At 54.1% G+C, this 1,107-nt stretch carries 1 protein-coding gene; it reads right to left on the bottom strand.

Annotated elements, in window-relative coordinates; translation table 11 throughout:
- Positions 1–343: 343 nt before the first annotated feature.
- Positions 344–625, bottom strand: a complete 282-nt coding sequence (locus tag V6D20_02855; protein ID HEY9814733.1) for a hypothetical protein — start codon at positions 623–625, stop codon at positions 344–346.
- Positions 626–1,107 lie beyond the last annotated feature (482 nt).

Here is a 1,107-nt window from a genome sequence, read left to right as displayed (position 1 = left end):
TCCTAGAACAGCAGTCACAGATGAAATTATCGTAAAATACCGCTCCAAAGGGCTACTGATAACACCCGACGACGACATTGACTATCGAGGCTGGGTTAAGCTAATGCCTCTCCTTCTCCCACGACTTTCCACTGATCTGATACACCGGGTTGGTTTGGGTATTGTGTGCAGGGAATATACACTTTGCCGAGGGAAAAAAGTGACGGTGGCGCGCCAGCGTGGCTTGAAATCAAGAAGCAGATGATGGCACAGACCTCTATATCACTCATATCCTCCCACGTACACGTCTGCAGTCCTCAAGTGCGCAGGAAAGGCAGGCAGCGAGAAAGAGAGAAAGAGAGCTTTACTCGGCAGAAGAGTGAGATTCAGTTGGTGCGGGGTGCTCCTTGAGCCACTCGTTCTCGAGGGCGTCCAGCTGCTCGTCTGTCAAGAAGGGGATGGCATGCTTCAGTGCTGCGCGATCGCTGAACACGTCGCCACGCTTGATGAGGCGGCGGGCATCGTCAAGGCGGCCCGGGATGCCCCACGTCAGCACGCCTACCACACGGCTCCCGCCTTTAGCAGGGGCCAGGTAGTAGACCACGCCCCGCTCATAGCTGCCTTCTGGTTGCTCCCAAACACCCACAGTCTCCAGCTCGGGATCGACAACGCCTGTAAACTAGCGTATTAGCCTACAACTAAAGTCTCACCTCCATATCGAGTCCAGGTGGCACAACGTACTGCCAGGCTGCTTGATGGAGGTATGGCTTCTCAGCCCCTGTCATGTTGGCCCCCGCAATTAAGCCAGTATGGAGGGCGTGCTCGTAGCCCTCCAAACGGAGACGTGCGTTTAGCATAATGTCAAATTAGCTGATTAAGTTAGCCTAGGGCACTACCTGGCAACATCGCCGGCTACCCAGAGAGCGGATCTGACTTGCAGTTCAGAATTGGCTACAATGCCTCCTTGGTCGTCAACTTCAAGCTCGCCAATCTCCCCTAGCTCATTATTGGGCACAGTGTCAGTGTAGACTACGTAGTCTACAGTCTTGTCCCCAATTGTGGCGCCCTCTTCATGGTGTTCCACAGCCTAGAGATGTGACTGCGAAGAAGGTCCTACCTCCTTAGAAG

The organism is Candidatus Obscuribacterales bacterium, from assembly GCA_036703605.1.
Lineage (GTDB): Bacteria > Cyanobacteriota > Cyanobacteriia > RECH01 > RECH01 > RECH01.
The sequence above is the reverse complement of the archived record's forward strand: the minus strand, read 5'-3'. Positions and strand labels throughout refer to the sequence as shown.